This window comes from Actinopolyspora lacussalsi, assembly GCA_030803735.1.
Classification (GTDB): domain Bacteria; phylum Actinomycetota; class Actinomycetes; order Mycobacteriales; family Pseudonocardiaceae; genus Actinopolyspora; species Actinopolyspora lacussalsi.
This window is the reverse complement of the sequence record JAURUC010000001.1, coordinates 2,940,051-2,964,678: the sequence shown is the minus strand read 5'-3', so window position 1 is coordinate 2,964,678 and position 24,628 is coordinate 2,940,051. Positions and strand designations below refer to the sequence as shown.

General features: G+C 67.5%; 21 protein-coding genes and 1 pseudogene. 19 read left to right on the top strand and 3 right to left on the bottom strand.

Annotation, left to right across the window (positions count from 1 at the left end; all coding sequences use genetic code 11):
• Window positions 1-38: 38 nt before the first annotated feature.
• From secE to rplA, 4 genes are all read left to right on the top strand, one after another.
• Window positions 39-425, top strand: a complete 387-nt coding sequence (gene secE, locus J2S53_RS13145) for a preprotein translocase subunit SecE (protein WP_092976584.1) — start codon at window positions 39-41, stop codon at window positions 423-425.
• A 97-nt stretch (window positions 426-522) separates the two neighbouring features.
• Window positions 523-1,371 carry a transcription termination/antitermination protein NusG gene (gene nusG / locus J2S53_RS13140; protein WP_456241196.1) on the top strand — a complete coding sequence of 283 codons (849 nt, stop codon included), beginning with the start codon at window positions 523-525 and terminating at the stop codon, window positions 1,369-1,371.
• Window positions 1,372-1,530: 159 nt separating this feature from the next.
• Window positions 1,531-1,965, top strand: coding sequence for a 50S ribosomal protein L11 (rplK, locus tag J2S53_RS13135; protein WP_092626298.1), 435 nt, complete (start codon window positions 1,531-1,533; stop codon window positions 1,963-1,965).
• A 112-nt stretch (window positions 1,966-2,077) separates the two neighbouring features.
• Window positions 2,078-2,794, top strand: coding sequence for a 50S ribosomal protein L1 (rplA, locus tag J2S53_RS13130; RefSeq protein ID WP_092976578.1), 717 nt, complete (start codon window positions 2,078-2,080; stop codon window positions 2,792-2,794).
• Window positions 2,795-3,035: 241 nt separating this feature from the next.
• Here rplA and J2S53_RS13125 read toward each other — a convergent pair whose 3' ends face one another.
• Both J2S53_RS13125 and J2S53_RS13120 read right to left on the bottom strand, forming a co-directional pair.
• Entirely contained in the window at window positions 3,036-5,270 is a 2,235-nt protein-coding gene (locus tag J2S53_RS13125) for a hypothetical protein (protein ID WP_456241195.1), read from the bottom strand.
• A gap of 193 nt (window positions 5,271-5,463) precedes the next feature.
• A complete protein-coding gene (locus tag J2S53_RS13120) occupies window positions 5,464-6,399 on the bottom strand; it encodes a hypothetical protein (RefSeq protein ID WP_456241194.1) in 936 nt (311 codons plus the stop codon).
• 331 nt (window positions 6,400-6,730) lie between these two features.
• Between J2S53_RS13120 and rplJ the strand changes: the two genes are divergently transcribed.
• The 5 genes from rplJ (at window position 6,731) to J2S53_RS13095 (ending at window position 9,947) form a co-directional block, all read left to right on the top strand.
• Window positions 6,731-7,246 (top strand): 50S ribosomal protein L10, encoded by a 516-nt coding sequence (gene rplJ, locus J2S53_RS13115; protein ID WP_456241193.1) that lies wholly within the window; start codon window positions 6,731-6,733, stop codon window positions 7,244-7,246.
• Between the two features lie 95 nt (window positions 7,247-7,341).
• Window positions 7,342-7,728 carry a 50S ribosomal protein L7/L12 gene (gene rplL / locus J2S53_RS13110; RefSeq protein ID WP_092626290.1) on the top strand — a complete coding sequence of 129 codons (387 nt, stop codon included), beginning with the start codon at window positions 7,342-7,344 and terminating at the stop codon, window positions 7,726-7,728.
• A 579-nt stretch (window positions 7,729-8,307) separates the two neighbouring features.
• The gene (locus J2S53_RS13105; RefSeq protein WP_456241192.1) at window positions 8,308-8,802 is read left to right on the top strand and encodes an STAS domain-containing protein; all 495 of its coding nucleotides are present in this window, start codon (window positions 8,308-8,310) and stop codon (window positions 8,800-8,802) included.
• Between the two features lie 160 nt (window positions 8,803-8,962).
• A complete protein-coding gene (locus tag J2S53_RS13100) occupies window positions 8,963-9,451 on the top strand; it encodes a Mut7-C RNAse domain-containing protein (RefSeq protein WP_456241191.1) in 489 nt (162 codons plus the stop codon).
• 130 nt (window positions 9,452-9,581) lie between these two features.
• On the top strand, window positions 9,582-9,947 hold the full coding sequence (locus J2S53_RS13095; RefSeq protein WP_456241190.1) for a hypothetical protein: 366 nt from the start codon (window positions 9,582-9,584) through the stop codon (window positions 9,945-9,947).
• 85 nt (window positions 9,948-10,032) lie between these two features.
• On the opposite strand, the gene J2S53_RS13090 is transcribed toward J2S53_RS13095, so the two are convergent.
• Entirely contained in the window at window positions 10,033-10,443 is a 411-nt protein-coding gene (locus J2S53_RS13090) for a hypothetical protein (protein WP_456241189.1), read from the bottom strand.
• Window positions 10,444-10,762: 319 nt separating this feature from the next.
• Here J2S53_RS13090 and J2S53_RS13085 point away from each other — a divergent pair, with 319 nt between their 5' ends.
• From J2S53_RS13085 to J2S53_RS13040, 10 genes and pseudogenes are all read left to right on the top strand, one after another.
• A complete protein-coding gene (locus J2S53_RS13085) occupies window positions 10,763-13,954 on the top strand; it encodes an ALF repeat-containing protein (protein ID WP_456241188.1) in 3,192 nt (1,063 codons plus the stop codon).
• Between the two features lie 357 nt (window positions 13,955-14,311).
• A pseudogene (locus J2S53_RS13080) lies at window positions 14,312-15,439 on the top strand (ABC transporter ATP-binding protein); the annotation flags it as partial.
• A 254-nt stretch (window positions 15,440-15,693) separates the two neighbouring features.
• A complete protein-coding gene (locus J2S53_RS13075; RefSeq protein WP_092925886.1) occupies window positions 15,694-16,485 on the top strand; it encodes an MlaE family ABC transporter permease in 792 nt (263 codons plus the stop codon).
• Between the two features lie 4 nt (window positions 16,486-16,489).
• Window positions 16,490-17,329 carry an MlaE family ABC transporter permease gene (locus tag J2S53_RS13070; protein WP_092626270.1) on the top strand — a complete coding sequence of 280 codons (840 nt, stop codon included), beginning with the start codon at window positions 16,490-16,492 and terminating at the stop codon, window positions 17,327-17,329.
• Complete coding sequence (locus tag J2S53_RS13065; protein ID WP_456241187.1) at window positions 17,326-18,822, top strand: MCE family protein; 1,497 nt, start codon at window positions 17,326-17,328, stop codon at window positions 18,820-18,822. Before J2S53_RS13070 ends, J2S53_RS13065 begins: the two co-directional genes overlap by 4 nt.
• Window positions 18,819-19,844 carry an MCE family protein gene (locus tag J2S53_RS13060; RefSeq protein WP_456241186.1) on the top strand — a complete coding sequence of 342 codons (1,026 nt, stop codon included), beginning with the start codon at window positions 18,819-18,821 and terminating at the stop codon, window positions 19,842-19,844. Before J2S53_RS13065 ends, J2S53_RS13060 begins: the two co-directional genes overlap by 4 nt.
• The gene (locus J2S53_RS13055) at window positions 19,841-20,821 is read left to right on the top strand and encodes an MCE family protein (RefSeq protein ID WP_456241185.1); all 981 of its coding nucleotides are present in this window, start codon (window positions 19,841-19,843) and stop codon (window positions 20,819-20,821) included. The genes J2S53_RS13060 and J2S53_RS13055 overlap by 4 nt, the downstream gene beginning before the upstream one ends.
• A complete protein-coding gene (locus tag J2S53_RS13050; RefSeq protein WP_456241184.1) occupies window positions 20,818-22,050 on the top strand; it encodes an MCE family protein in 1,233 nt (410 codons plus the stop codon). The genes J2S53_RS13055 and J2S53_RS13050 overlap by 4 nt, the downstream gene beginning before the upstream one ends.
• A complete protein-coding gene (locus J2S53_RS13045; protein ID WP_456241183.1) occupies window positions 22,050-23,417 on the top strand; it encodes an MCE family protein in 1,368 nt (455 codons plus the stop codon). The genes J2S53_RS13050 and J2S53_RS13045 overlap by 1 nt, the downstream gene beginning before the upstream one ends.
• Complete coding sequence (locus tag J2S53_RS13040) at window positions 23,417-24,517, top strand: MlaD family protein (protein ID WP_456241182.1); 1,101 nt, start codon at window positions 23,417-23,419, stop codon at window positions 24,515-24,517. Before J2S53_RS13045 ends, J2S53_RS13040 begins: the two co-directional genes overlap by 1 nt.
• The last annotated feature ends 111 nt before the right edge of the window (window positions 24,518-24,628 follow it).

The following is a 24,628-nucleotide window of genomic DNA, read 5'->3' as shown; positions in this document are numbered from 1 at the left end:
GAGTTCACGCGTCCGACGAGCGCCATCTAGGAGGAGGCGTGAGCGAGGACCGCGAGCAGGACCAGGATGGTAACCGGGACGAGGAGTCCCAACCTTCCAGTGCCGCCGCACGCCGTAGCCGCCGGGCCTCCGGGCGTTCCAGCGCCCGGAAGGGCGCGGGTGGTGATTCGAAGGACGCGACCGCTCCCAAGGGCAGGCCGACTCCCGCCAGGGACGGCCGCGGAGAACGGGTTTCGCTGTTCCGCAGGATCGGCCGCTTCTTCCGAGAGGTGGTCGCGGAGCTCCGCAAGGTCATCTGGCCGACGCGCAAGCAGCTATTGACTTATACTGCGGTGGTGCTGGTGTTCGTCAGCATCATGGTCGCGTTCATAGCCGGTCTGGATCTGCTCTTCGCGCAGGGTGTGCTCCAGTTGTTCGGCAACTGAATGCCGACCGTGGGCAGCTAGACGCCCGCACGGACTTCGTGCGGTGGCGGATGCCATCCACCGGGCACGCAACGCACGAGAGGAAGCGAGACCCACTGTGACCTCCTACGACGGCCAGGAGTTGACCGGCCTGTCCGATGAGCAGGACGCCGTGACCGCGGAGGACTCCGCCACGGGTTCGTCGGACCCGGCCGAGGAGCGTCCCGAGGTGGACTCCGGCGGAGATGGCGAGACGGGCGACTCCGCGGCCACCGCCGACTCCGAGGACAGTGCCGAATCCGGGGACAGTGCATCGGCTTCCGAGGCCAGTGATGACGAGGAAGCCGAAGCGGATCCGGTCGAGGAGCTGCGCGCCATGCTCAAGCGCGCGCCGGGCGACTGGTACGTGGTGCACTCCTACGCCGGTTACGAGAACAAGGTCAAGAACAATCTCGAACACCGTGCGCAGACGCTGGATGTCGAGGACTACATCTTCCAGGTCGAGGTGCCCACCGAAGAGGTCACCGAGATCAAGAACAACCAGCGCAAGTTCGTACAGCGCAAGGTGCTTCCCAGCTACGTTCTCGTCCGGATGGAGCTCAACGACGCCTCCTGGTCGGCAGTGCGCAACACTCCTGGCGTCACCGGCTTCGTCGGGGCGACCTCGCAGCCTTCGCCGTTGAGTACCGAGGAAGTCCTCAAGTTCCTCGCTCCGCAGGCCGAGCGCGAGGCCAAGGAGACCGCCGCCAAGAAGGCCGCCGCCAAGCCGGAGCAGGGCAAGAGCGCCGCGGTCGAGGTGGACTTCGAGGAAGGCGAGTCGGTGACGGTGATGGACGGGCCGTTCGCGACGCTGCCCGCCACCATCAGCGAGGTCAACGGCGAGGCCCAGAAGCTGAAGGTACTGGTGTCGATCTTCGGCCGCGAGACGCCGGTCGAGTTGTCCTTCGACCAGGTATCCAAGATCTGACCCACTCCCGGTTTTTCGGGAGTGTGGTTGCCGCGGTGGCCGGCAGGGGCGCGCCGCGGCTCTTCGGCGGGCGGTTCGGTGTTGCCGACCGCCCGTGCGCGTGTCGGTGTGCGTCGCGCGCCCGGCACGGACCACAGTAACGAGGACAGGAAGAACGAAATGCCGCCCAAGAAGAAGCGACTCGCAGCGATCGTCAAGCTGCAGATCTCGGCCGGTCAGGCCAACCCCGCGCCGCCGGTCGGTCCGGCGCTGGGTCAGCACGGCGTCAACATCATGGAGTTCTGCAAGGCCTACAACGCCGCGACCGAGAACCAGCGCGGTGACGTGGTGCCGGTCGAGATCTCCGTGTACGAGGACCGGTCGTTCACCTTCCAGCTCAAGACCCCGCCCGCCGCGAAGCTGCTGATGAAGGCAGCCAACGTGCAGAAGGGCAGTGGTGAGCCGCACAAGACCAAGGTGGGTTCGGTCACCCGCGAGCAGGTTCGCGAGATCGCCCAGACCAAGTGGGTCGACCTCAACTCCAACTCGATGGACGAGGCCGAGAAGATCATCGCCGGTACCGCCCGCTCCATGGGACTTCGCGTCCAGGACTGACAGCGGTTCGTGCGACCCGGCCCGTCGGTGTCGTACCCCTTGATCCACCGAAAGTGTGGGAGGGCTCGCAGCGCGGCCCCGACCACAACTGATCCGTTGAACAGGAACAGACATGGCAAAGCGCAGCAAGGCATACCAGCAGGCAGCCGAACTGGTTGACCGCAACCGGATCTACTCCCCCAAGGAAGCTGTCGAGCTGGCGAAGAAGACTTCCAAGACCAAGATGGACCCCACCGTCGAGGTGGCCCTGCGGCTTGGCGTCGATCCGCGCAAGGCGGACCAGATGGTCCGCGGGACCGTGAACCTGCCGCACGGTACCGGCAAGACGGCCCGCGTCGTCGTCTTCACCTCCGGCGACAAGGCCGCTGAGGCCGAGTCCGCCGGTGCCGACGCTGTCGGCTCCGACGACTTGATCGAGCGTATCCAGGGCGGCTGGCTCGATTTCGACGCGGCCGTGGCCACCCCGGACCAGATGGCCAAGGTCGGCAAGATCGCCCGCGTGCTGGGCCCGCGTGGCCTGATGCCCAACCCGAAGACCGGCACGGTGACGCCGAACATCGCCAAGGCCGTGCAGGACATCAAGGGCGGCAAGATCAGCTTCCGGGTGGACAAGCAGGCCAACCTGCACTTCGTCATCGGCAAGGCCTCGTTCTCCACGGAGGCACTGCTGGAGAACTACGCCACCGCGCTGGACGAGGTGCTGCGTTCCAAGCCCGCCACCTCCAAGGGCCGCTACCTCAAGAAGGTCAGCTTCACCACCACGATGGGCCCGGGTATCGCGGTGGACGCGAACCGGACCCGCAACATGCTCGAGACAGCGGCGGCATGACCGCCCGTTCCCGCGGCCGTTCGGGCCGCGGGGACTTCAGCGTGTGATCCGCGACCGGGCCACCCCTCGGAGGGGTGGCCCGGTTCGTTTTCGCGGGCGGCCCGATTCGTTTCCCGGGCGGACCGGTTCTGCTCGTGGGCCGTTCGGGTCGGCCCTGGACCGGACTCGGACCGGATCCGCATCGCGCGGCCCTATCCGGCCGGACCCGGTTCCAGCGGCCGAATCCACCGGGCTCGGTGCGTCACTGGCTGAACCAGTAGCCGTAGGACATGTAGTCCGGGTAGGGGCCCAGATAACCGGCGCGGGGACGGAACTCGACTCGCAGCGTCGAGTCGGTGACCAGCTCCCCCGGAACAGTGAACGTGGCCTCGTGCCAACCGTTCCCACTCGGTAGCAGGGTTCGGTCCCGCAACTTCCGGCCGTTGGCGAAGACCGACATTTTCGTCGGATCGGGTGATTCTTCGTTGCGGGCGTAGCGTGCGGTGACCGTGACCGGTTCACCGGGGGTCAGGTTCCGGGCGGTGAGGGACTCACCACCGATCACGTGCCTGCCGCTGTCCACGACCTCGCCGTCCGGCGAGTTCACCGTGCGCAGGTCGGTGTAGGGCTGGAACTCCCGGTGCGCGGGCAGCACGTCGTAGTCGTGCCGCTGTTCGCTCCGCAGATCGGCCACGTTGACGTGGTCGCGGATCCGCCCCGGCGCGTCGCTCTCCACCGGCCGGTCCCCGGAGCCCAGCGAACTCCAGTCGGCCTCGTGGATCACCACCTCGTCACAGAGCTTCGACGCCTGGCACGCCCCCGCCGACCCGACCGTTCGGTACGAGAAGGTCGGTGACTTGGAGTGGAACGTGGCCAGCGGTTCCGCCGCGAACACGCCACCGTGGTCGAGGTCGTGCACCTTCCACTCCGTGAACACCGCGAAGTAGTCGGGGCGCCGCTCGGCGGGCATGTCGCGCAGCACCTCGTAGATGCTTCCCGCGCCGTGGTTGTTGGCGCTGGTGAACCGGTTGGTGGTCAGTCCGACGAGGTCGACGATCCGGTGACTGCCGAGGTAGGCGGGTGCTCCCACGTCGTTGACCGCGAGCACGGCGTTCGGGGGCAGTTCCCGCTCCAGGAACGCGGTGAACGAGACCTGCTGGCCGCGGATGCCCGCCGACTGCTGTCCCAACCGGATCGCCCAGGACGGCATTTCCGCCACGGTGAACAGCAGCGCGGTTACCAGGCCCGCGTGCAGCACGAGCCGCCGGTTGCGCCGGTCGCGCAGCAGTCGGCTCACCCCGTGGATCCCGATCACGGCCAGCAACAGCAGGATCGGCAGGAAGGGCTGGTGGTAACGCAGGTGGTGAATGGTGGCGGCGTGCAGCGTCGAGATCGCCAGCAGCACGAGCAGGTAGCCGATCGCCAGCGCCCACACCAGCGGGGTCCACCGCGTTTTCCGCACCAGCAGCGCGATCGTGCCCGCCACGGCCAGCAGCAGCGTGCCGGGGAACACGAAGTCGAAGCTGTTGAGCCCGTTGAACGTGCGCAGCACCAGGTGGAACTGCTTCAGCGCCTCGTCGAGGAAACCCATCGGGTAGAAGATCGGCTCGTACAGCAGCGATTTAGCCCGCATCCCGTTCGCCGAGGTGTGCCCGGTGGTGATCACGTAGAGCAGTACCTGGCCGAGGTAGGCCACCAGCGGTAACAGCAGCGGGGCGAGGCGGGCGAGCGATCCGGCGCGCGAGGAGCCGGAAGCACGCGCCCCGCGCAGCGTCGTCCAGGCCATCGCCACGCCGAGCACCAGCATTAACAGGAACGCCTCCGGGCGGCTCAGCGCCGCCAGCGAGGCGATGATCGGCGTCCACACGAACCGGCTTCGCGGGGCCTCGACGGTGTAGGAGAGCACCGTTCCCGCGACCAGCAGCGCGACGAGCCCGATCTCCATCCCGCTGACCGAGCCCCACAGCAGCACCCCGTTCGTCGCCACGAGCAGACCAGCCCAGATGCCCACCCGTCGGTCGACCAGCGCGTGGCCGATCCGGTACACGCACACCGCCGTCAGCGCCATGCACAGCGCGCCGAGCCCCATCGCGGCCGGTAGCAGCGCCGCGCCCTGGAATCCGAGCGTGTACAGCCCGCCGAGAACCAGCATGTAAAGCAGGCTGCTCGCCCCCGTGCTGACCGGGTCCCCGGTGTTGTACCGCAGAAAGTGGCCCTCGGCGAACTGCTCCGCGTATTGCAGGTGGATGTAGGAGTCGTCCAGTGGCGGGATGAAGTGCCACTCGTTGTAGGACAGGTTGACGAGCACGAACGACGCCGACAGCAGCAGCGACAGCGCCCCGATCATCCAGGCGGGATCACGTCGCGCGAACCACCCGCGTAAACGTCCGGCTCGCCTGGGCCCTTCGTGGCCGGGAACGTTCCCGCCCCGTTCCGTGGATCCTCCGGAATCGGGGGTCGCGGGGTCGGGATCGTCGCCTTGCTCGGTTCGGTTCATCGGGCGGGGACTCCTGCGGCGGCTGCGCCGCTGATCGGGGAATACTGGGCTGCTCATGGGAATACTGGGCTGCTCATGGAAGGAACACTTCACGTCGCCCGGGAAGTCGCGACGTGTCGTTATCCTAAGGAGATCCCGGCGTTGCCCACGAACAGGCCGACCTCGCCCTTTCCGCGACGTCTTCCGCGCGGCCTCACGCTCCGCAGTTCGCGGCCTGGTAACCGTCGATCCGCCAGCCGCCGGAGGACTCCTGCCGCAACCGGAACACGCCGAGCCGGGGCCCGCCGCTCACACCCAGGTCGCAGGAGGAGAGCCGGGCCCAGCTCCCGCCCGTTTCCGACTCGAACTCCCGCACCGCGTTCCGGTCGATTTCCGGGTTCTTGTAGTCGAGCCGCTCGGTCACCCGTTCGTTGAGCCGCCGCGCCGCGGCTTGGCAGTTCGCGGCGTCGTGTACGTCCGCGAACGCGCGTCTCGCGTCACCGTCGAACAGCAGGCAGACGGTGTCCGGTCGGTTGGCGAGTTCGTCGTAGACCGTTCGGACCGCGGCGGTCGGGGAGCGTTGCAGCATCGCCGACCTGCTCTCCTCGCCCCCCGGCGAGGAGCCGTTAGACGCCTGTCCACCACCACCGCCGAACATGCTGTTGTACAGGTACATCAGCACCAGCAGCAGCACCAGCAGGTATAGCAGTCGTCGCACGAACTTGAACCGCAGCAGCCGCAGCGCACGGCGGTACCAGGGGCGCTTGCCGCCGCCGGCGGCGGTCGTGGGATCCGACACCGGCGGTGTGTCGCCGTACTGCCGCCGCATCTCCCGGAACCGTTGGAACTCCAGGAACTGCTGGTACTCGCGGTGGGCGTCCTCCTCACCGGAGCGGGTGGTTCCGGCGTTGCCCGACTCCCCGCCCGTTCCGGCCGCGTCGCCGGTCCCGCCGGCTCCGAGGGTCCCGCTGGCCCCGAAAGTCTCGGTAGTCCCGGGAGCCTCATCAGCTCGCGCCGGAGCGCGCTCGGACGGGTGCTCGTCGACCACCTCGGCGTCGATCGGCTCCGCGGCGTTCGCCCCGCCGGTTCGTTCCGGTGGGTGTTGCGGGGGGCGCTCGGAGGGCTCACGGTGATCGACCACGGTAATCATGATGCCCGGTGGCGCAAGCCTTCCCCGGGTGGCGGGTCGGGGGTGGCTGCCGGACCGAGGAATCCGTGGCGTACGCTGGAACAGGTTCCACCAGAGACCGCTGGTCTTTTCCCTCGGTGAGGTTCCCGGCACCGCCCGGTTCCCCCGGTGGAGAACGAAGGTCCCGTAGAGACGGGCGACCCGCGCAGGAGGACGAGGCCCAGCAGCGCGAGATCACTGTCGCGCGGTGGATGTTCTTCCACGCCCCGTGCCGAATGCGCCGGGGCGTTTTTGTCGTCTCAGGGCACTTGGCGACCGGCACACAGTCGCGAGGCACTAGAGAGGAGGCGACATGGCGAGGCCCGATAAGGTTGACGCGGTCAATGAGCTCTCGGAGAACTTCAGCAACGCGACCGCGACCGTCGTGACCGAGTACCGCGGACTGACCACGGCCCAGCTCAAGCAGCTGCGCCGCAACCTCGGTGAGGACGCGACCTACCGCGTCGCGAAGAACACGCTGGTCCGACGCGCCACCCAAGAGGCGGGCGTCGAGGGCATCGACGATCTCATCCAGGGTCCGACCGCGCTCACCTTCATCAGGGGTGAGCCGGTGGACGCGGCGAAGACGCTGCGCGACTTCGCCAAGGACCACAAGGCCCTGGAGATCAAGGGCGGCTACATGGACGGCCGCCCGATCTCGGCCGGTGAGGTCGAGCGCATCGCCGATCTGGATTCGCGCGAGGTCACGCTGAGCAAGCTGGCCGGTGCGATGAAGGCGAAGCTCAACGAGACGGCGGCCCTGTTCGCCGCGCCCGCTTCGCAGGTCGCGCGCATGACAGAGGCTCTGAAGGGCAAGAAGGAGGAGTGAGCCGTCACCGCCGTTCTCGGCGGTCGGCCCGGTTCTCCCGCGAACACCACCCGTGCGCCGCGCGCAGGCGCTGCTGATCCGAAAGGAACATCATCATGGCCAAGATGAGCAACGAAGAGCTGCTGGACGTCTTCAAGGAAATGACCCTGCTGGAGCTCTCCGAGTTCGTCAAGCAGTTCGAGGACACCTTCGACGTCACGGCCGCCGCCCCGGCCGCCGTCGCCGCCCCGGCCGCGGGTGCCGCCCCGGCCGAGGAGGAGGAAGAGCAGGACGAGTTCGACGTCATGCTCGACGACGCCGGTGACGAGAAGATCAAGGTCATCAAGGCGGTCCGCGAGATCGTCTCCGGCCTGGGCCTCAAGGAGGCCAAGGAGATGGTCGAGAACGCTCCGAAGCCGGTCGTCGAGAAGGTCGACAAGGAGCGTGCCAACGAGGTCAAGGGCAAGCTCGAGGAGGTCGGCGCCAAGATCACCCTCAAGTGATCCAGCCGGTACTTCACGGGGCGGTCGCCTTCGGGCGGCCGCCCCGTTCTCGTCCTGACCCCGTTCGTCCGACCGACCGTGCTTGTGGTCCGGGGTACGTGAGGCGAGCACTCGGATCGAGCACGAATACTTCTCGGGAGTTTCCCGGCGCAAGCATGCACAGTGTGTTCTCGCCAGGGTCTTTAGTGCCCTTTCGAGTGGTTTCGCTTTGAACGGAAAGTAATAAGAATCCGAGGATTTCACTGAGTCCCGGCTGAAGAATTCCTGAGAGCCGAGTACCGCTCGACCACGCTCGGTGTTCGGTTCGTGGGGCGGGATTCCCGGGACCGGTCCGAACGATGATCAACCTCCTGACTAGGTATGACGCTATGTGTGCACGTCGGTTTTCTCGTTTTGTGCTGTGAGCTGTTTCTCTTGGCGTCCCCTGTCGGGGCTGGCTACAGTCGGCGGTGACGTCGGGTCATGCGAAAGGGACTCTGACGGTCGTATTCGCCGAATGCGATGCGTCGTGGCGCAATTTTCGGATCAAGAGCGAGACGTCGGCTCTGCGCCACCTTGGGAAACCAAAAGGTGGATCATATGACTGAATCATCGGTTCGGGGTACCGACTCCGTCGCGGAATACATGCGTGCTGTCGAGGAGAGCAACGAGAACGTCGCCTTCCGGATGAGTACGGAGCGACCGCGGCGCGGCGTGATGGTCGTCAACGTGTCCGGCGAGCTGGACATGGTGACGGTTCCCCGCTTCGCGGAACTCGTCCAGCATCGGTTGGATTCCTCGGCACCGGTGGTGGTGCTGGATCTGACCGGTGTGACCTTCCTCGGGGTCGAGGCGATCAAGGTGCTGGCGCAGCTGGACCTGCGAGCGCATATCACCGGAAAACGCCTGTCCCTGGTCACCGGTGTCCGGGCGGTGGACCGGCCGTTGGAGGTGCTCGGCTTGGCGAGCCGCTTCACCTACGGCAGCAGGCCGGTGTTCGAGTCCGCCGAGCGTGATCCGGGCGCCGCTTCGTGGCGTGCGCCGCGGACCCCGGAACCGAGAACGGGCAGTCACGAGGCCGCGATGAGTCGTTGATTGCGGCGTCGGACCCACTGCGCGAACGGCAGTGCGGTCGCGGGGGCGGGTTCCGTGGCGGCGTGAGCCCGCCCCCGACTCGTGTTCTGGATCGAAGTGGGAAGCCATGACCGGAACTTCGACAGCGAATCCCCGGAGCGGTCGAGCGGGTGGCCACGCGGTGCTCGTCCGACCCGCGCGGGAGCTGCTGTTCTTCGTCGGATCTCGCCATCGAGGGGGTCCGGTTCGGGTTCCGCACGACGGCACCGCCGCACTGGGGCATCTGGTCCAGTCCACGGGGGTGCTGTTGACCAGGGACCGCGGTCTGCTGCGCCGCCGTGCGCTGTTGGAGGGCGCCTACGTCTACGCTTCCGATCCGGCCCGACAGCAGACCGAGGTGCTCGCCCGGTTCGAACCGACGCCGCGGCCCTGGACCAGATGCGTCTCCTGCAACGGACAGCTGGTGGTAGTACCGAAGGCCGAGATCGCCGCCAGGCTGGAGCCCGGTACCCGCAGGTGCTACGACGAGTTCGCCAGGTGTGTGGCCTGCGGCGGGATCTACTGGCCCGGTGCGCACAGCCCTCGGCTGCGCGCCATCGTAGAGTCGGCGCTGCGCCGAGCGGTGCGAGACGATCACCTTGTGGAAGGGCCGGGCAGCGTGCAGGGCTGAGTTCGTCGCTCGTCTCGTGGAAACACGCGGCAGCGGTCGGCGGTCAATGCCGACGGTGGCCGCCGGAATCGGCCACGTAGGGCATGTCGCTCGTCGACACTGGGTAACGAGCCCGGTTAATATGCCGGGTATGCCGATCTCGTCGAAGTTCCGGGAGCGTATTCAGCGGTTTCTGGAGACCGGTGAGCGGATCCGTTACGTCTTTCCCGCCGAGATCCTGGGCAGCATCTCGCCCGGCGTCGTCGTGGTGGTCAGTCAGCAGTCGATCACGGTGCTGTCGACCGGCATCTTCAACCGGAGCAAGCCGAAGGGCGTGCTCGCCAAGAGCCCGCGCGGTGTCCGGCTGGGGCCGGTGGACACCAACGCGGCGGCCTGGTTCACGTTCAACGGGGTGCACTACGAAGTGGACGACGAGTACGTGCCGGTGGTCAACGCCGCCGACGCCGAACTCGGCTCGCCCGACCAGGTCCCGCAGGACCCGCTGCCCGAGCTGTGAGGCGCGGTTCGAGTTCGTGACCCCTTTCCGGGATGAGTCGCGCTGCGTTGTTCCCCGAGCACGCTGTCGCTCGATTCGTGCTTCGTCAGTCCACAGTGCTGATAGCGATGCCGTATCGACGGTAGACATCCTTCGCGAACTCGCGGGTGCCGTATCTCGGTACGTAGCACTCCCACCACGGGTGTTTCGCCGGATCCCTCACCGGTTGGTCGTGCGAAATCGCGCGGAGTCCGGTATCGATCTCGTACACCCGCGCGCGGAGCGCTTCGATCTCCTCGTGCTCGTTGAGCACCGGATCGTTCAGCGCCAGTTCGAGCGAGTCCCTGGACTGCAGGTCGAAGTCGTACTCGTCCGTGATGTCGTCGTAGCCCTCCTCACACTGTGCGACCAGATCCTCCCAGTTGCCCAGCTCCTCGTCGGTGCTTCCGGTTCTCCAGTACCCCGCTTCGAGCTGCGCCGCACGAAACCGTGCCTCGAAGGCGTTCTCTTCTCTCATTGTTTCTCGTGTCTCCTCGCTCAGTGTTTCCGGTGTTAGTTGATATCCGTCGAACGGATTTCTCCGCAAGCAGATCAACCACGGGTGATACCGTTTGTGGCGGTGCGAATTAGTGCTTTCGGGTGCTTGCGTGCCGATTTTTGCCGAAAATCGGGCGGTGTCAAATTTTTATGCGAAACACCACATCGGATTGCTCATCCCTGTCAGTGTTTTTATTCAATCGTGATAAAAGTATTTTTCGTTCCGAAGTATTGCTCGCATGATCTTGACGTGCGAATGTCTGCTGTCGCGTGTTTCGCGATAATCAGGGAGAACCCACGTGTTAGGACACGACAGGAACAGACGTGCCGCCAAGCGCGGCACCCGATACCGAGCGGGGTTGGCCGCCGGTATCGCGGCCACGACGGTCACCGCCATAATGGGCAGTGCACCGGCCGCGTCGGCGGAGGCGAGCACCATCTCGCCGAGCGAGCGCGCGCAAGTGGTGCAGCTGTGGCAGGACGGCGGCCCGGCCACACGTGACGCCGCTGCCGAAGCACTCGCGGGCGGCGACGACGCGATGCTGGATTTCCTCAACGGTGGGCGGGAAACCGCCGCGCACCAGGATCTGCGTATCCGCACTGTGCGGATGATGGACAAGGGCGGCCCCGCCACGAAGCAGGCCGCGAACCAGGCACTCGACGCCGACGCCGACGCCGCGTTGCGGGAGTTCCTGGACACCGGTTGGGAGCAGCCCTACCACACCGATCTGCGGTTGTGGGTGGTACGTGCCAAGGCAGCCGGTGGTCCCAGCGTGTCCAGCGCCGCCGAAACGGCGCTGGACACCGACACCAACACCGCACTGGAGGAGTTCCTCACCAGCGGTTGGGAGGAGCCCCACCACACCGACCTGCGAGTACGAGTCGTACAGGCCATGGCCGCGGGCGGACCGCATGTGAAGGAAGCCGCCGAGCGCGCGTTGGAGGCCGACACCGACGTCGCGCTGCGGAACTTCCTCGAGTACGAGCGGGAGGCGGCGCAAGCACGCGACGCGGAGAAGGCCACGGTCACCGAGTTGGTGGAGCGTGCCGAGAAGGCGGGCGAGAAGGCCCGTGACCGAGCCGGTACCGCGAAGCAGGCGGGCGAGAAGGCCGCGCAAGCGGCGGAGCAGGCCAAGCAGGGAGCCCAGCGGGCCAAGGAGGAAGCCGAGGCAGCCCAAGGGGACACCGTAAGAGCCAGCGCTGCTGCACGGGAAGCGGCCGGGCAGGCGGACGAAGCGGCCCGGGCCGCGGGAAGCGCGATTTCGGCGGCGGCAGCGGCGGACCGTGCTGCCGCAACGGTGGCCGACGCCGCTTCGCAGTCCGCGTCGGCGGCGAGTCTGGCGGGAAAGGCGGCTTCACGTGCGTATTCGGCGGCCTCCGCTGCCGCGCGTGATGCGAGTGGAGGACAGGCCGCTCGTGATGCCGCCGCGACGGCACGGGACGCCGCGGCGGGAGCCGGACGTGCCGCCGATGCTGCTCGCAGTGCTGGTGACGTGGCCGACCAGGCGGCCGTTGCGGCGCAGGCGGCGGTCAGTGCTTCCGAGAAGGCGGCAGCGGCCGGTGTGGCGGCCGAAGACGCGGCACAGCAGGCCGGGGTTTCCGAGGACGCGGCCGCGACCGCGGAACAGGCGGGCGCGGCGGCACGAGCCCAGGCGCAGCGTGCGCAGCAGGCAGCCAGTGCGGCTACCTCGCTGGCCAACCGTTCGGGAGACGCCGCGGGTGATGCGGCGGTCGTTGCGGACTCCGCCACGCAGCGTGCCAACAGCGCCGCCGACGCGGCCGAGCAAGCAGGCGGGGCCGACGACGCGGCGGCTGAGGCCACCCGGCACGCCAACGCCGCGATCGAAGCCGCGAACGCCGCCAGGGCGGCGGCCGTACAGGCCCGCGAGGTCGTGAAACTGGCACGTGAGGCCGATACAGAGCGGCTCGCGCAGCAGAGGCAGCGCACCATCGGACGGGCCGAGGCAGCAGAGCAGGCGCGGCAGCGGAAACCGGAACAAGCACAGTGGGACGCTCGCGAGCAGGCCCGCATCGACTCGGAGACCCAACAGCTGCTCGACGCCGCGAGTGCTTCCGATGCCTCACCCGAGACGGTGCTGAGCAAGGGCAGGCAGGCAGCCGTCGACATCATGCGGACCGGAGGCCCTTGGAGCAGGCAGGCGGCGCAGCACGCGTTGTCCGGCACCGAAGCCGATGTGCGGCAGTGGGTCGAGTCGGGACGCGAGGCGGCGATGAACTCGGACAACCGTTCTCGGGTCGCTCGCATCTCGGAGGTGGGCGAGTCCCTCGACCTGCGGCAGGCAGCCGAGCAGGCATTGCAGGGGACGATCGCCGAGATCAATGAATTCCTGACCAACCAGGACTATCCGGACCGTGCTACCGACGAACGGGTTCGCGTGACCCGGATTCTGGACGGTGCCACCGGCCCCGCGGTCGAGGAAGCCGCCGAAGCGGCGCTGAACGGCACCGAGGCGGATGTCCACCGGTTCCTCGTCGAGGGACAGTACAGTGCTCGTGCCACCGATCATCGTGTCAAAACGACCCAGCTCAAGGATGGTGGCGGTTCGCACGTGCGTGCCGCCGCCGAAGCGGCTCTGCGGGGGACGCCCGCCTGGACCCGCTCGTTCGTGAAGTACGGGCAGTACATCGCCAAGCAGCGTGATCACAGGGCTGCTGTCCACAACGCGGAGATGAACAGGCTCGTCGAGCGGGGACTGCAGGCTGCCTCGGACGCGCGGCGGCAGGCCTACGAGTCGGCCGAGGCCGCGGCCGAGGCACGTGGAGCGACTGCGGAGGCAGAGGACTACGCGCAGCAGGCGGCCGATTCCGCGAACCGAGCGTCCGAGCACGCCGGACAGGCGCAGGCATCGGCTGACGAAGCACAGGCGGCCGCACAACGTGTGGCGGATTCGGCTAGCGCCGTCAGGGGAGCAGTCGGTTCCGCGGCACAGTCCTCCGACGAGGCCGCGAGTTACGCCGTCAGTGCACAGCGTTCCGTATCCGACGCTCACGATTACGCCTCGGAAGTCTATTCCGCCGCCGACCAGGCACGCGACGCCGCTCTGCAAGCGGGTGAGGACGCCGCCGCTGCCGCGGCAGCGGCGGCGCAGGCCCGCGTGGACAAGGCGGAACAGGAACGAGCGAAGTACACGGAGAAACGTGAGAACCGGCCGGAGGTTACCGAACGAGAGATCGGGTTGGCTTCGCACGAGACCGACGAATGCGTGGCGATCCATCCCTCCGGTAGTCCGGAGATGGCCGGATGTCTGCAGCGGGTTCTCGACGGAGCGGAAGTCGCGGAAAAGCCGTCGGGTGAGGAATTCGACCGCGGAGAGTGCTTCGGTTCGGGGTTGTTCGTTTCCGGGGAAGTGATGGAGGTCGCCGGGATGATGTCGACGGTTCCTGGGTCCTTCGGAGGTGGTTCGGACACGGCAGTTGCTGAGGTGATATCCACAGCGCCGGGTGTATCCGTGCTGAAAGCTTGTTCCTGAACCGAGGAGTCGGAGCGGCGGATTCAGCGAGTACGGCGGTTCGAGCATTCACGAATGCGTCCCACCGCCGATTGTGCCGTTGCTGAATTCCTACTGACTAGTTCGTGAAGCAGTGGCCGGTGCTCCACCGTGGAGCACCGGCCACGTCGCGTTCCCGCCCCTCCGAGGGCGCATTCGCCCTGTCCCATCCGCCGAAATCCGTTCGCAACTCCGGAGTAACCCAGCCGCACCGGGCTCGTTGACCGGTGTGACGCGTTCAACGCTCGTTAAGCGTGTCACAGCTGTCAGGTTCCCCACCTGACCCGCTACCCGGGCCGAGTGCAGGCGTGGGTGCCGATGAGCGACGTGGAGGTGCGGATGGGTGTCGAAGTGGCCGTCGAGGGACTTTCCAAGTCCTTCGGGTCGCAGAACATCTGGTCCGACGTCACGCTGACGCTGCCCACCGGCGAGATCAGCGTGCTGCTGGGTCCCTCCGGGACCGGCAAGTCGGTGTTTCTGAAGGCCCTGGTCGGTCTGCTCAACCCGGAGCACGGCAAGGTCGTCATCAACGGGGTGGACGTCTGCGACTGCTCGGAGAGCCAGCTCTACGAAGTGCGCAAGCTCTTCGGCGTGCTGTTCCAGGACGGCGCGCTGTTCGGCTCGATGAACCTCTACGACAACATCGCCTTCCCGCTGCGGGAGCACACGAAGAAGGGCGAGACCGAGGTCCGCCGCATCGTGGGCGAGAAGATGGAGATGGTCGGTCTCGTCGGCTCCGAGGAGAAGCTGCCGGGCGAGATCTCCGGTGGCATGAAGAAACGTGCCGGACTGGCCCGCGCCCTGGTGCTCGAACCGGAGATCATCCTGTTCGACGAGCCGGACTCCGGGCTCGACCCGGTGCGCACGGCCTATCTCAACCAGCTGATCGTCGATCTCAACGCGCAGACCGACGCGACGTTCCTGATCGTCACCCACGACATCAACACCGCCCGCACCGTCCCGGACAACATCGGGATGCTCTACCGGCGCCACCTCGCCATGTTCGGGCCGAGGGAGCTGCTGCTGACCTCCACCGAACCCGCCGTGGAACAGTTCCTCAACGGCCGCAGGGCAGGCCCCATCGGGATGAGCGAGGAGAAGGACTCCGGCCAGACCGCCGCGGAACTCGCCGAACTCGGCGAGGACCAGGGGGTTCCCGAGATCATTCCGCAGCTGGGCATCTCGCCGGGAGTTCCCGAGCGGATCGCGGTGCGGCGCAGGCAGGACCGGGTCATGGCCGATCTCGACTCGCTCGAACCGGGCGCCCGGCAGGCCGTGGTCAACAGCCTCTCCGAGTCCGAACGCGCCCGCTACGGCCTGGCCGGGGACGCCCCCACCGGCCCCATCGATGCCGGTGCCGGCCAGTGGGGCGCCGACAGCGGCGACACGGTGCGGCTCTCCGGCGAGGCCAGATTCGCGGGAGAACTCCCCACCGAGCGGGTGGCGCGACTTCCCCACGAGGGGAGGGGCACCCCGAACACGGACGCCTTTCAGCAGGAGGCCCCGCGGCAGGACGTCCCTCCGTCCGCCGAGCAGGCCCCGTCGAGCTCCGGTTCGCCCCAACCCCGTCCCACGCCGCATCCGCGCCGTGCACCGGAACAGCGCGACCCCGAACAGCGGGCTCCGGAACAACAATCCCCGGAGCAGCCGGTCGGCTCGGCCGAGCCCGCCGCCTCCGGCGGACGCAACCGCCGCCGCTTCTGGCGCAAGCGGGGTGAGCGGTGAGCGCTCCGACCCGAACCAACATTCCGGGCACCGGGGCACTGCGCGAGACCGGCAGGTTGTTCGCGCTCGGCCTCGATGTGATCCGCCTGATGCCCAGGCGTCCGTTCCAGCTGCGCGAGTTCATCCAGCAGTGCTGGTTCATCGCCGGTGTCACGATCATGCCCACCGCGCTGGTGGCGATCCCGTTCGGCGCCGTGATCGCGCTGCAACTCGGCTCGCTGACCCAGCAGCTCGGCGCGCAGGCATTCACCGGCGCCGCGAGCGTGCTGGCCATCATCCAGCAGGCCAGCCCCATCGTCACCGCGCTGCTCATCTCGGGCGCGGGCGGTTCGGCGATCTGCGCCGACCTAGGTTCCCGCAAGATCCGCGACGAGATCGACGCGATGGAGGTGCTCGGCGTCTCGCCGGTGCAGCGGCTGGTCGTGCCCAGGGTGCTCTCGGCGATGCTGGTGGCGGTGCTGCTCAACGGCATGGTCAGCGTGGTCGGCGTGCTCGGCGGCTACTTCTTCAACGTGATCATGCAGGGCGGCACGCCCGGCGCCTACATGGCGAGTTTCGGCTCGCTGGCGCGGCTGTCCGACATCTGGGTGGGCGAGTTCAAGGCACTGATCTTCGGTTTCATCGCGGGCGTGGTGGCCGCCCACCGCGGTCTCAACCCGCCACCGGGACCGAAGGGGGTCGGCGAGGCCGTCAACCAGTCGGTGGTCGTGACGTTCCTGCTGCTGTTCGCCGTGAACTTCATCGTCACGCTGCTCTATCTGCAGATCTTCCCGGCACAGAGGTTGTGAGGGAATGACCACTATCTCCCGGCGCGCGCTCGAAGTGGCGCGGCGTCCACTCCGGACCCTGGACGGCCTGGGCGACCAGATGTCGTTCTACCTGCGGGTGCTGGTGTGGCTGCCCAAGGCGATCGTTCGCTACTCCAGGGAAGTCCTGCGGCTGCTGGCCGAGGTCAGCTTCGGCAGCGGCGCGCTCGCGGTGATCGGCGGCACGGTCGGCGTGATGATCGGCCTGACCATGTTCACCGGTGTCGTGGTCGGGCTGCAGGGCTACGCCGCGCTGAACCAGCTCGGCACCGCGGCGTTCTCCGGCTTCGTCTCGGCCTACTTCAACACTCGTGAGATCGCGCCGCTGGTCGCCGGGCTGGCGCTGTCGGCCACCGTCGGCTCCGGCTTCACCGCTCAACTCGGCGCCATGCGCATCTCCGACGAGATCGACGCGCTGGAGGTGATGGGGATCCCCAGCCTCCCCTACCTGGTCAGCACGCGGGTGACCGCCGGTTTCGTGGCGGTGATCCCGCTGTACGTGCTGGGGCTGCTGACCTCCTACCTCGCCTCCCGGGCGGTCACGATCTTCGTCTACGGCCAGCCACCCGGTACCTACGACAAGTACTTCAACCTGTTCCTGCCGCCGCAGGACGTGCTGTGGTCCTTCGGCAAAGTGCTCGTATTCAGCGTGGTGGTGATCATGACGCACTGCTACTTCGGTTACCGCGCCAGCGGCGGTCCCGCCGGGGTGGGAATCGCCGTCGGCCGCGCCGTGCGCACCGCGATCGTGTCGACGGCGGTGCTCGACCTGCTGCTCAGCCTCGCCATCTGGGGCTCGACGACCACGGTTCGGATCGCCGGATGAGCAGGCGCGGACCCGGACCGGTCAAGCGGCGCCTGATGGGCCTGGCGCTGCTGATGAGCATGGTGCTGTTCGTCAGCCTGACCGTGGCGATATACCAGAAGGCCTTCAAACCCGTGGTCGAGGTGCAGCTGCGCGCCGCGTCCGCCGGAAACCAGCTGCGCCCCCGCTCCGACGTGAAGGTGCGCGGGATGCTGGTCGGCAAGGTGCGCGAGGTGAGCGCGGCGGGTGACGGCGCGACGCTGCGGCTCGCCCTGGAGCCGAACAAGGTCGGCAGCATCCCGTCCAACGTCACCGCCCGGCTGCTGCCGAAGTCGCTGTTCGGTTCCCGCTACGTCTCGTTGCGGATCCCCGACCGGCCCGCGGGCACGCATCTGTCCGAAGGGGACGTGATCACCCAGGACCGCACCGAGACCTCGGTGGAACTGCAGAACGTGCTCTCCGACACGCTGGAGGTGCTGCGCGCGGTGCAACCCTCCGAGCTGTCGGCCACCCTCAACGCGCTGAGCACCGCGCTGGACGGGCGCGGCGAGGACATCGGCCGCACCCTCACGCGGTTGAACACCTACCTGGAGGGGATCAACCCGTCGGTTCCCGACCTCAAGCGCAACCTCCGCGAGGTCGTCGGTTTCGCCCGCACCTACGAACAGGCGGCACCGGACGCGCTCAACGCGCTGGACAACCTGACCACTACGTCCAGGACGCTGGTGGAACAACGCGAGCAGCTGCGCGTGCTGACCCGGCAGACCACCAGGACCTCCGACGACCTGCGCGGGTTCCTGGCCGAGAACCGCGACAACCTGATCCGGCTCAACTCCTCGGCACGGCCCACGATGGACGTGCTGGCCAAGTACGCGCCGGAGTACCGGTGCTTCCTCGACGACATGGCCGAGTTCATCCCCCGCATCGACCGGGCCTTCGGCAAGGGCACCGACGAACCGGGGCTGCACATCACGTTGGAGATCACCTCCGACCGGGGCAAGTACGTCCCGGGCAGGGACGAGCCGGCCTTTCGGGACAAGCGCGGTCCCCGCTGCTACAACTTCGAGAACGCACCCACCCCCTTCCCGCAGTACCCGCCGGACGGCCCCGTCAAGGACGGCTCCTACAAACCACCGCCGGCCAAGACCTCCAACGGCGGCCTCAACCCGCCCTCGGGCATGGAGGACTACCTGCCCAGTGGTGAGGGGGCCGACTCCCCGACGAGTGACTCCCCGACGAGTGACTCCCCGACGAGTGACTCCCCGGGCGGCGATTCCCCGACCGGCGATTCCCCGGGCGGCGATTCCTCGGGCGGAGGGGGCGACGACTCGGCGGCGAGCACCTCGCCGCAGTCGGCCACCACCGGCAGCGAGCTGGTGAACTCCCCGGCCGAGCGCGAGTTCGTCTCCACCGTGCTCGCCCCGACGATGAACGTTTCCCCCGAGCGGGTTCCCGGATGGAGTTCGCTGCTCGTGGGGCCGCTGCTGCGCGGAAGCGAGGTGAGCTACGAATGAGCGGACGTTCCATCACCGGCCCGCTGGTCAAGTTCACGATCTTCGTGCTGGTCACCGTGCTCGCCACCGGAGCGCTGATCCTGACCATCGCCAACCAGGGGTTGCGCGACTCGAAGTCCTACACCGCGCTGTTCACCGACGTCACCGGGCTGAAAGCCGGTGACGACGTGCGCGTGGCCGGGGTGAAGGTCGGCCAGGTGGAAAGCATCGGGCTGGTCGACCACGGTACGGCCGAGGTGGACTTCACAGTCTCCGAACAGCGGCTGCCGAAGTCGACCCGTGCCGCGGTGAAGTGGCGCAACCTGATCGGGGAGCGCTACGTGTCACTGCGGCAGGGCGCGGGTGAGGTGGACGACTACCTGTCGGCGGGCTCGACCATCCCGCTGGAACGCACCCAGCCACCGCTGGACCTCAACGCGCTGCTCGGTGGTTTCCAGCCGTTGTTCCAGGCGCTGTCACCGAAGCAGGTCAACAAGCTCTCCTTCGAGATCATCCAGGTGCTGCAGGGCGAGGCGGGCACCGTGAAGAGCCTGCTCACCCACACCGCCTCGCTGACCAAGACCATCGCCGAGAAGGACAAGGTCATCGGTCAGGTCATCGACAACCTCAACAAGGTGCTGACCACGGTCAACGACCGTCGTGACCAGCTTTCCGGGCTGGTGTCCCAGTTGCAGGAGTTCGTCTCCGGCCTGGCCTCCGACCGCGGCTCCGTGGGCGGCGCCATCACCGCGATGGACGAGCTGACCAACACCACCGCCGGGTTGGTCGAGCAGGCGAGACCACCGCTGCAGCAGGACATCGCCGGGCTCCGTGAGGTCTCGGCCAACCTCAACGAGAACAAGACTGACGTGCGCGACTTCCTGCGCAACATGCCCGACAAGCTCAACACCATCAGCAGGACCGCGAGCTACGGCTCCTGGTTCAACTTCTACGTCTGCGAGGTCTCCGGCACGGTCGGTGTGGGGGAGACCGACATCCCGCTGCCGCTGATGCCGGTTACCCAGCCGAGGTGTCGCCCATGAAGTCCTTCCGGAAACGCGACCCGATCAAGATCGGCATCGCCGGACTGCTGGTGCTGGCGCTGGGATTCCTGCTGGCGATGAACTACAAGAGCCTGCCGTTCGTCTCCGGCACCACCTACACCGCCAACTTCAGCGAGGCGGGCGGCCTCACCGAGGGCGACACCGTGCGCGTGGCCGGGGTGAAGGTCGGATCGGTCACCGGTGTGGAGCTGGACAACGCCCACGTCAAGGTCACCTTCGACGTGCGGGACGCCTGGGTGGGCGACGGCACCGTGGCCGCGATCAAGGTGGGAACCCTGCTCGGCAAGAAGTACCTCGCCCTCGACACCAAGGGTGAGAACCGCCAGTCCACTTCCGAGCCCATCCCGCTGCGGCGCACCATGTCGCCCTACGACGTCATCGAGACCTTCAGCCAGCTGTCCGAGACCGTCGACAAGGTCGACACCACGCAGCTGGCCAAGAGCTTCCGCACCCTGTCGAACACCCTCTCCGGAACCTCGGAGGAGATGCGCGGCACGTTGCAGGGGCTGTCCCGACTGTCCAACACCATCTCCGAACGGGACCGCCAGCTCAAGGAGCTGCTGGACAAGACGAACAAGGTGGCCACCACCGTCGCCGAGCGCAACACCGAGATCGAGAAACTGCTGCGGGACGGCAACCGGCTGCTCGCGGAACTGCGGCAGCGCAGGGACGCGATCAAGTCGCTGCTGGACGGGGTCACGAAACTGTCCCGCCAGATCACCGGCCTGGTCGAGGAGAACTCGGCGCAGCTGGGGCCCGCGCTGCGGCAGCTGGACGAGGTGACCGAGCTGCTGCAGCGCAACCAGGAGAACCTCGGCAAGAGCATCGAGCGCATGGCGCCGTTCACCCGGCTGTTCTCCAACGTGCTCGGCAACGGCCGCTGGTTCGACGTCTACCTCTGCGGGCTGTTGCCACCCGCGGTCGGCCCGATCAACCAGGAGGGCTGCCTGCCATGAACCGACTCGGCAAACCTCCCCTCACCAGGACGCTGGCGCTGGGAAGCGTGCTCGCGCTGCTGGTCACCGCGACCGTGTGGTGGGTGTTCTACGGTGTGGACCAGCGCCGCATCGTCGCCTACTTCGACAACGCCGTCGGCCTCTACGAGGGCGGTGAGGTGCGTGTGCTCGGTGTCCAGGTGGGAAGCATCGACACCGTGACACCGCAACCGAACCGGGTCCGGGTGGAGCTGAGCGTGCGCCGCTCGCTGGAGGTTCCCGCCGACGCGGGAGCGGCGGTGATCTCGCCCAGCGTGGTCAGCGGCAGGTTCGTGCAGCTGACCCCGGTCTACGACGGCGGTCCGAAGCTGGCCGCCGGGGCGACCATCCCCAACGAGCGCACCGTGACGCCGGTGGAGATCGACGAGGTCTACCGGAGTCTCAACGAACTCTCCACCGCGCTCGGACCGGAGGGCGCCAACTCCAACGGCGAACTGAGCAGGCTGCTGCGCACCAGCGCGGAAACCCTGGAGGGCAACGGGGAGCTGATCTCCCGCACCCTGCGCGATCTCGGCGAGGCGGGCAGCACGCTGTCCGGCAGCAGCGAGGACCTGTTCTCCACAGTGGACCAGCTGCAGCGCATCACCTCCAACCTCGCCGAGAACGACGAGCAGGTCCGCGACTTCAACAGCCAGATGCGCGACATCAACCAGCTGCTCGCCTCGCAGCGCGACGACCTCGACACGGCGCTGTCCGAACTCGCCCTGGCACTGGACAAGATCGAGAAGTTCGTGCGGAACAACCGCGAGAAGCTGCGCAGCAACGTCGAGCAGCTCAACTCGGTCGCCAAGGTGCTGGCGGAGCAGAACAAGGCACTGCGCGAGACGCTGACCGACGCGCCCCTGGCGCTGGGCAACCTGCAGAACTCCTACAACGCCGCTTCCGGGACGCTGGACACCAGGGCCAATCTCAACGAGCTGCGGCAGCCCCCGCTGGTGCTGCTGTGCAAGCTGTTCAAGCAGATCAGGCCGGAGAGCCAGCAGGGCTCGCTGGCGAACGTGCCGTCGGGGCTGCGCGACGGCTGCGAGTCGGTGAGCTCCTTCCTGGGCGACGGCGGTGAACTGCTCGACCCGACGGAGACCATCGCCAAGCTGCAGCAGGGCGGCAAGCCAGACCTGCCGCTGCCGCTGCGCCGCAGCAGCGACGAGCTCTTCCAGGGCTCGCAAGGGTCCGGATCGAAAGGACAGTGATGTCCACGCCGCACACACCGTCCGACCCCGCTGACGCTCGGACCGCCACCACTCGGACCGCCACCACTCGAACCACCACCGCGCGGTTCCGGCCGCTGCGCCGGGTCTCGCTGGCGCTGCTGACCACCCTGCTGGTCACCAGCGGCTGCGGACTCGGCGACTTCAACGGGGTGCACAGCCTGCCACTGCCCGGCGGGGCCGACGTGGGGGACGACCCCTACACCGTCAAGGCGCGGTTCGACGACGTCACCGATCTGGTGCCCAACGCCGGTGTCCGGGTCAACGACGTGCCGGTCGGCCGGGTCTCGGACGTCGAACTCCTCGCGGACTCCTGGCGGGCCGAGGTGACCATGACCGTCCACGACAAGGTGGACCTGCCGGGCAACGCGCTCGCCAAGATCGAACAGTCCAGCCTGCTGGGCGAGAAGTACGTGGAGCTGTACCAACCGCCGGAGTCCGAGGAACCGAAGGGCGAACTCGGCGAGGGGGACGTGATCCCCAACGGGCGGACCGGGCGCGGACCCGAGGTCGAGGAAGTGCTCGGCGCGCTCTCCATGCTGCTCAACGGCGGTGGTATCGCCCAGATCCAGAACATCGCCGAGGAGCTCAACAAGGCCCTGGACGGTCGTGAGTCCCAGGTCCGCGACCTGCTGTCCAACATGGACCAACTGGTCGGCGAGCTGGACGAGAGCAAGGACGACATCACCGCCGCGCTGGACAGCGTCAACCGGCTCAGCGCCACGCTCCGCGAACAGCGCGGCAACATCGAATCCGCACTGCGGGACCTCGAACCCGGACTGAAGGTGCTGAACCGGCAGCGGCAGCAACTGGTGACCATGCTGGAGTCGCTGGACAAGCTCTCCGGCGTCGCCACCGACGTGATCGACAAGACCAGGCAGGACATCCTGCACAATCTGCGCGAGCTGCAACCGGTGCTGCGCAACCTCGCCGCTGCCGGTTCGGACCTGCCGAAGTCGTTGCAGATCCTGTTCACCTACCCCTTCACCGACGCCGCCGTGGAGGGGATCAAGGGCGACTACACCAATCTGTACATGGACGTCGACCTCAACATCTCGCGCATCACCGAGAATCTCGGACGCAGCAGACAACCGTTGCTCGATCTGCCCGGCGAATCGAGCGGCTCCCAGCTTCCCGACATGCCGCTGCCGCTGGCCTCGGGCTCCTCCGGATCCTCGGACCGGTCCTCGGGTTCCGCCGAACAGGGCAGCGGGCAGGGCAGCGGGGGGCAGGGCGGACAGCCGAGCACGGCCGATTCGCCCGAACCCACGGAACCCTCCACCGAGCGGGACGACTCCTCGGGAGAGGACGACGGCGGTTTCCTCGACTTCCTGTTCGGAGGTGACTGATGCTCACCCGCAAGGTACGTGTGCAGATCGCGGCCTTCCTCGTCGTGGCGCTGGTCGGGGTCAGCTACGCCGGAGCCAGGTACGCGGGACTGGATAGGCTGTTCGGGCCGCGCGGTTACGTGGTGACCGTCGAGCTGGCCGACTCCGGCGGAATCTTCCCCAACGCCGAGGTCACCTACCGGGGAGTGCAGGTAGGGCGGGTCGGCGAACTCGAACTCACCCCGGGGGGCGTGCGGGTTCCGCTGGACATCGAGCCCGCCGCGCCGCGGATCCCCACCGACGTGCGGGCGGTCGTGGCGAACCGCTCGGTAGTCGGTGAGCAGTACGTGGACCTGCTGCCGAAGAACTCCGACGGCCCCTACCTGCACGACGGCTCGGTGATCCGCGAACGGAACACCGAGACCCCGCTGCCCGTCGAGGAGCTGCTCACCGATCTGGACTCCTTCGTCGAGTCGGTGCCCGAGGACTCGTTGCGCACCGTCGTCGACGAGCTGGGAACCGCTTTCGAGGGAAACGGCGGGAACCTGCAACGCATCCTGGACACCACGGACGAGTTCACCGCCGAGGCGCAGCGCCACCTGCCCCAGACCAAGCGGCTGCTCTCCGACGCGGCCACGGTGCTGGAGACGCAGAACGACCAGTCCTCGGCCATCAGGTCGTTCAGCGAGGACCTGCGGTTGGTGTCGCGACAGCTGGAGAAGTCCGACGGCGACATCCGTGCGGTGCTCGACCGCGCACCGGAAGCCGCCCAGCAGGTCAGCGGAGTACTGCGCACCACCGGTCCCGCGCTCTCCTCGCTGTTGGCCAACGGTATCCCCACTGCCAGGGCGCTCTCGGACAACAACGCCGGGTTGGAGCAGCTGTTCGTGACCTATCCGGCGGTCAGCGCCGGTGGTTTCACCGTCGCTCCCGGGGACGGTTCAGCGCACTTCGGGCTGGCGCTCAACATCTTCGACCCGGTGCCCTGCGTGTACGAGAGCACCGAGCGCCGCGCGGGCAACGAGCTCGGCGCGGTACCGCTGAACACCGACGCGCGTTGCGATGTTCCGGAGGGAAGCCCCACCGCTGTACGCGGATCTCACAACGCGCCTGGTAACTGACGACGACACCGGAGCGACAGCGCGAAACAGCGACGGTGCGAAACAGCGGATGGGCGCGGTGCCCCGGTCGGCGATCGGGCCACCGCGCCGGTTCCGCACTCGTTCGGGAAG

Excerpts from the sequence above, each read along its gene's own strand:
- J2S53_RS13045 (WP_456241183.1), top strand. The coding sequence starts at position 22,050 with ATGTCCACGCCGCACACACCGTCCGACCCCGCTGACGCTCGGACCGCC.
- J2S53_RS13065 (WP_456241187.1), top strand. The coding sequence starts at position 17,326 with ATGAGCAGGCGCGGACCCGGACCGGTCAAGCGGCGCCTGATGGGCCTG.
- J2S53_RS13090 (WP_456241189.1), bottom strand. The coding sequence starts at position 10,443 with ATGAGAGAAGAGAACGCCTTCGAGGCACGGTTTCGTGCGGCGCAGCTC.
- J2S53_RS13060 (WP_456241186.1), top strand. The coding sequence starts at position 18,819 with ATGAGCGGACGTTCCATCACCGGCCCGCTGGTCAAGTTCACGATCTTC.
- rplJ (WP_456241193.1), top strand. The coding sequence starts at position 6,731 with ATGGCGAGGCCCGATAAGGTTGACGCGGTCAATGAGCTCTCGGAGAAC.
- rplK (WP_092626298.1), top strand. The coding sequence starts at position 1,531 with ATGCCGCCCAAGAAGAAGCGACTCGCAGCGATCGTCAAGCTGCAGATC.
- J2S53_RS13070 (WP_092626270.1), top strand. The coding sequence starts at position 16,490 with ATGACCACTATCTCCCGGCGCGCGCTCGAAGTGGCGCGGCGTCCACTC.
- rplA (WP_092976578.1), top strand. The coding sequence starts at position 2,078 with ATGGCAAAGCGCAGCAAGGCATACCAGCAGGCAGCCGAACTGGTTGAC.
- rplL (WP_092626290.1), top strand. The coding sequence starts at position 7,342 with ATGGCCAAGATGAGCAACGAAGAGCTGCTGGACGTCTTCAAGGAAATG.
- J2S53_RS13125 (WP_456241195.1), bottom strand. The coding sequence starts at position 5,270 with ATGAACCGAACCGAGCAAGGCGACGATCCCGACCCCGCGACCCCCGAT.
- J2S53_RS13095 (WP_456241190.1), top strand. The coding sequence starts at position 9,582 with ATGCCGATCTCGTCGAAGTTCCGGGAGCGTATTCAGCGGTTTCTGGAG.
- J2S53_RS13040 (WP_456241182.1), top strand. The coding sequence starts at position 23,417 with ATGCTCACCCGCAAGGTACGTGTGCAGATCGCGGCCTTCCTCGTCGTG.
- J2S53_RS13120 (WP_456241194.1), bottom strand. The coding sequence starts at position 6,399 with ATGATTACCGTGGTCGATCACCGTGAGCCCTCCGAGCGCCCCCCGCAA.
- J2S53_RS13050 (WP_456241184.1), top strand. The coding sequence starts at position 20,818 with ATGAACCGACTCGGCAAACCTCCCCTCACCAGGACGCTGGCGCTGGGA.
- J2S53_RS13105 (WP_456241192.1), top strand. The coding sequence starts at position 8,308 with ATGACTGAATCATCGGTTCGGGGTACCGACTCCGTCGCGGAATACATG.
- J2S53_RS13055 (WP_456241185.1), top strand. The coding sequence starts at position 19,841 with ATGAAGTCCTTCCGGAAACGCGACCCGATCAAGATCGGCATCGCCGGA.